This is a genomic window from Streptomyces adustus, assembly GCF_009377175.1.
In the GTDB taxonomy this organism is placed as follows: Bacteria; Actinomycetota; Actinomycetes; order Streptomycetales; family Streptomycetaceae; genus Streptomyces; species Streptomyces adustus.
This window is the reverse complement of the sequence record NZ_VJZD01000424.1, coordinates 1-4,383: the sequence shown is the minus strand read 5'-3', so window position 1 is coordinate 4,383 and position 4,383 is coordinate 1. Positions and strand designations below refer to the sequence as shown.

At 72.4% G+C, this 4,383-nt stretch carries 4 protein-coding genes; all 4 read right to left on the bottom strand.

Going from position 1 to position 4,383, the window contains the following annotated elements:
• The coding region (locus tag FNH09_RS44885; RefSeq protein WP_162470061.1) for an ATP-binding protein at positions 1–1,403 on the bottom strand (1,403 nt) is incomplete at its 3' end.
• Positions 1,404–2,219 carry a response regulator transcription factor gene (locus tag FNH09_RS44880; RefSeq protein ID WP_162470062.1) on the bottom strand — a complete coding sequence of 272 codons (816 nt, stop codon included), beginning with the start codon at positions 2,217–2,219 and terminating at the stop codon, positions 1,404–1,406. It lies immediately after the preceding gene.
• Between the two features lie 263 nt (positions 2,220–2,482).
• Positions 2,483–3,073, bottom strand: a complete 591-nt coding sequence (locus FNH09_RS44875; protein ID WP_152895629.1) for an FMN reductase — start codon at positions 3,071–3,073, stop codon at positions 2,483–2,485.
• The gene (locus tag FNH09_RS44870; protein ID WP_152895628.1) at positions 3,070–4,185 is read right to left on the bottom strand and encodes an LLM class flavin-dependent oxidoreductase; all 1,116 of its coding nucleotides are present in this window, start codon (positions 4,183–4,185) and stop codon (positions 3,070–3,072) included. Before FNH09_RS44870 ends, FNH09_RS44875 begins: the two co-directional genes overlap by 4 nt.
• Positions 4,186–4,383 lie beyond the last annotated feature (198 nt).

Genomic DNA, 4,383 nt, shown 5'->3' with positions numbered 1-4,383 from the left:
CCCACGGTGAACCCGATCACCGAGCCGCCGCCCTCCCGCCGGAAGGCGAACGGCGCGCCCTCATGCGCCAGGGCCACCTCGCGCACGATGGACAGGCCGAGTCCGGAGCCGGGCAGGGCGCGGGCGTCGGCGGCCCGGTAGAAGCGGTCGAAGATGCGGATCAGGTCGGCGCCCGCGACACCGGGACCCCGGTCGAGGACCTCCACCCGGACCGTGCCCGGCCGGGCCGGGCCCGCGATGTGCAGCTCGATGGGCGCGGTGCCGTCGCGGTCGAACTTCGTGGCGTTCTCCACCAGGTTGGACATAGCCCGCTGGAGCAGCCCGGGGCGCCCGTGGGCCGTGGTGTCCCCGCTCGCGCGCAGCACGATCTCCCGCCCGGTGCGGCGGCGGGCCAGCCCGACGACGTCCTCGGCGATGTCGGCCAGGTCGACCGGCTGGGCGGGCTCGGCGTCGGACTGGCCAGCGGCGAGGTCGACGAGCTCGTTGACCAGGTCGGTCAGTTCGCGCGCCTCCTGGGTGAGGTCGGCGACCAGATCCTCCCGGGTGGCGGGCGGGAGTTCGTCGATCCTGCGCAGCAGCGAGATGTTCGTACGCAGTGAGGTGAGCGGGGTCCGCAGCTCGTGGCCGGCGTCCTGGACCAGCCGGCGCTGGTCCTCCTCCGACTGGGCGAGCCGGCCCAGCATCCGGTCGAAGGCGCGGCCCAGCCGGCCCACCTCGTCGTATCCGGTGACCGGCACCTGCACGCCCAGCCGGCGGGTGCGGGCGACGTCCTCGGCGGCGGAGGTGAGGACGACCAGCCGGCGGGTGACGCGCCGGGCCAGCCACCAGCCGAACAGACCGGCCGCGGTGACGACGGCCGCCATCAGCACCAGGGTGCGCTGCTGGAGCGTGCGCAGCAGGTCCTCGGTGTCGCTGAACTCCTGCGCGACCTGCACCGCGCCCCGGCCGCCGCCCAGGGAGACGGTCGCGACCCGGTAGACGTCGTTGCCGACGTCGACGTCCTTGTGCTCGGCGACCGTACCGGCGGTGGCGGCCGCGGCGATCGTCCGGTCGACGGCGGCGACCGGCAGTCCCGGACTGCCCCGGTCGACGACCGCGCCGTCCGGGCCGAGCACCTGCACATCGGTGCGCGGGGGCCGCACGACGTCGTGGCCGGGCTCAGCGGAGGAGAAGTCCTCGGGGGTCATGCGGTGCTGGCCGACCTCGTCGCGCAGGTCCTGCACGACCTCGTCGAACACGGTCTGCTGGTCCACGCGGACCAGCCGGGCGGCCGCGCTGTACGACAGGATGCCGACCAGCACGGTGACGGCCGCGGCCACCGCCGCGAACGACACCGCGAGGGTGGTGCGCAGCGAGAGCAGACCGGGCCGTCGCCAGGTCAGCAGCCGCCGGAAGCGGCCCACTCAGTCCTCCCGCAGCACATAACCCACACCGCGCACCGTGTGGATCAGCTGCGGCGCGCCGGGCTCGTCGAGCTTGCGGCGCAGGTAACCCACGTACACGGCGAGGTTCTTGGAGCCGGGCCCGAAGTCGTAGCCCCAGATGCGGTCGTAGATGGTGGAGTGGTCGAGGACGATGCCCGCGTTGCGCACCAGCAGTTCCAGCAGCTCGAACTCGGTCCGTGTGAGCTCCAGTTCGCGTCCGCCGCGCCAGGCCCGGCGGGCCTGCCGGTCCATCCGCAGCCCCGCCGCCTCGATGTGCCGGCCGGGCTGCGAGGGGCCCGGCAGCGAGCCGGACGCCGGAGCCGAGGGCGCGCCCGTCGCCGTACCCGCTCCCGTCCCGGTCGACGGATCGGCCGGAGATCCGGCCGGCGCGCCCGCCGGAATCTCGCCCGCGGTGTCGGCGGGGGCGGCGGTCTCGTTCGGGCTGGTGCGGCGCAGCAGGGCGCGCAGCCGGGCGAAGACCTCCTCGACGTCGAAGGGCTTGACGACGTAGTCGTCCGCTCCGGCGTCCAGGCCGGCGATCCGGTCGGCGGTCTCCACCAGCGCGGTCAGCATCAGGATCGGGGTGCGGTCGCCCTCGGCGCGCAGCACCCGGCAGACCTGGAGTCCGTCGATGCCGGGCATCATCACGTCGAGGACGAGCACGTCCGGCGGGGTGCGGTGGGCGTGCGCCAGCGCCTCCACGCCGTCGGCGACCGCGGTGACCTGGTAGCCCTCCAGGGCCAGGGCGCGTTCCAGTGCGTGGCGGATGGCGCGGTCGTCTTCGGCGAGCAGCACAGTCTGGGGCACGGACCCAGTCTGCCAAGCGCCGAGGGTCGGACGACCTGATGATCTTGCCCAGGCCGCCCTTCTTACTGGCCTCTCACCCACCCGGCCGCAACCCGCACCGGACAGCCCCTCATCCACGCGGCGCCGCCCCGCACCGGGCGGCCCCTCACCCACCGGGCGCCGCCCCACACAGGGCAGCCCCTCACCCACCCGGCCGCGACCGGACCGGGCGATCGTTCACCCACCGGGTCGCGGCCGGATCGGCCAGGCGTTCACCCCGCGGACCGCAGGGCGGCGAGCCGCTCGGCGAACGGCACCACGTCGAGGTCGTCCCGGACCGGTGCGGCCGCCGACAGACCCCGCATCAGCGCGGCCAGCTCCCCGGCGGCCCGCTCGACCCGCCCCTCCAGGCCCTCCGCTCCCCAGTCCTCCGACGCCGCGTACACGCCCGTCGGCACGACCACCGCCCGCAGGTACGCGAACATCGGCCGCAGCGCGTGCTCCAGCACCAGCGAATGCCGTGCCGTACCCCCGGTCGCCGCGATCAGCACCGGCTTGCCCGCCAGCGCGTCCATGTCGAGCACGTCGAAGAACGACTTGAACAGCCCGCTGTAGGAGGCCGTGAACACCGGTGTGACCGCGATCAGACCGTCCGCCCCGGTCACCGCCGCCAGGGCCGCCGCGAGCTTGCGCCCGGGGAACCCGTTGGTGAAGTTGTGCGCGATCTCGACCGCGAGGTCGCGCAGCTCCACCACCTCTAGCTCGACCTCGGCCTGCCGCCCGACGGCGGCCGCCAGCCGGTCGGCCAGCAGTCGCGTGGACGACGGCACGCTCAGCCCCGCCGAGACGACGACGAGCCTCATGCCCCGACCTCCTTCTTGTCCTTGTCGGCCTTCTTCTCCTCCGCGGCGGCGGCCAGCAGCGACGCGTGCGTCGGCGCCTCCGGGACGTCCGCCGGACGGCCCTTCGCGAACTCCTTGCGCAGCACCGGCACGACCTCCTCGCCGAGCAGGTCGAGCTGCTCCAGCACGGTCTTCAGGGGCAGGCCCGCGTGGTCCATCAGGAACAGCTGGCGCTGGTAGTCACCCGCGTACTCGCGGAAGGACAGGGTCCGCTCGATCACCTGCTGCGGGGAGCCCACCGTCAGCGGGGTCTGCTCGGTGAAGTCCTCCAGCGAGGGCCCGTGACCGTAGACCGGCGCGTTGTCGAAGTACGGCCGGAACTCGCGCACCGCGTCCTGGGAGTTCTTCCGCATGAACACCTGGCCGCCGAGGCCGACGATCGCCTGCTCGGCCGTGCCGTGGCCGTAGTGGGCGTACCGGGTCCGGTAGAACTCGACCATCCGCTTGGTGTGGTCGGCGGGCCAGAAGATGTTGTTGTGGAAGAAGCCGTCCCCGTAGAACGCGGCCTGCTCGGCGATCTCCGGGGAGCGGATGGAGCCGTGCCAGACGAACGGCGGCACGTCGTCCATCGGCCGCGGGGTGGACGTGAAGCCCTGGAGGGTCGTGCGGAACTTGCCCTCCCAGTCGACGACGTCCTCACGCCACAGCCGGCGCAGCAGGGCGTAGTTCTCGATGGCGAGGTTGATGCCCTCGCGGATGTCCTGGCCGAACCACGGATAGACGGGACCGGTGTTGCCGCGGCCCATCATCAGGTCCACCCGGCCGTCGGCCAGGTGCTGGAGCATCGCGTAGTCCTCGGCGATCTTCACCGGGTCGTTGGTGGTGATCAGCGTCGTGGACGTGGAGAGGACCAGCTTCTCGGTGCGCGCGGCGATGTAGCCGAGCATGGTCGTCGGTGACGAGGGGACGAACGGCGGGTTGTGGTGCTCGCCGGTCGCGAACACGTCCAGCCCGACCTCCTCGGCCTTCAGCGCGATGGCGACCATGGCCTTGATGCGCTCACGCTCGGTCGGCGTACGGCCCGTGGTCGGGTCCGCGGTGACGTCGCCGACGCTGAAGATCCCGAACTGCATGGTCGCTCAACCTCCAAGTTGTTGACGGTTCAACCATACCCCTCCAACGGGACCGGGTCCGCAGGTATTCCGCGCACCGATATTCGATTTGACGACCCGAGGTCGCGTGCGGATATTTATCTGCGTAACACAGATACTGCATTACGAAGATGATGATCGCCCGCGCACACCGCCGACCTCAACCTCAGCCCCGGCCCC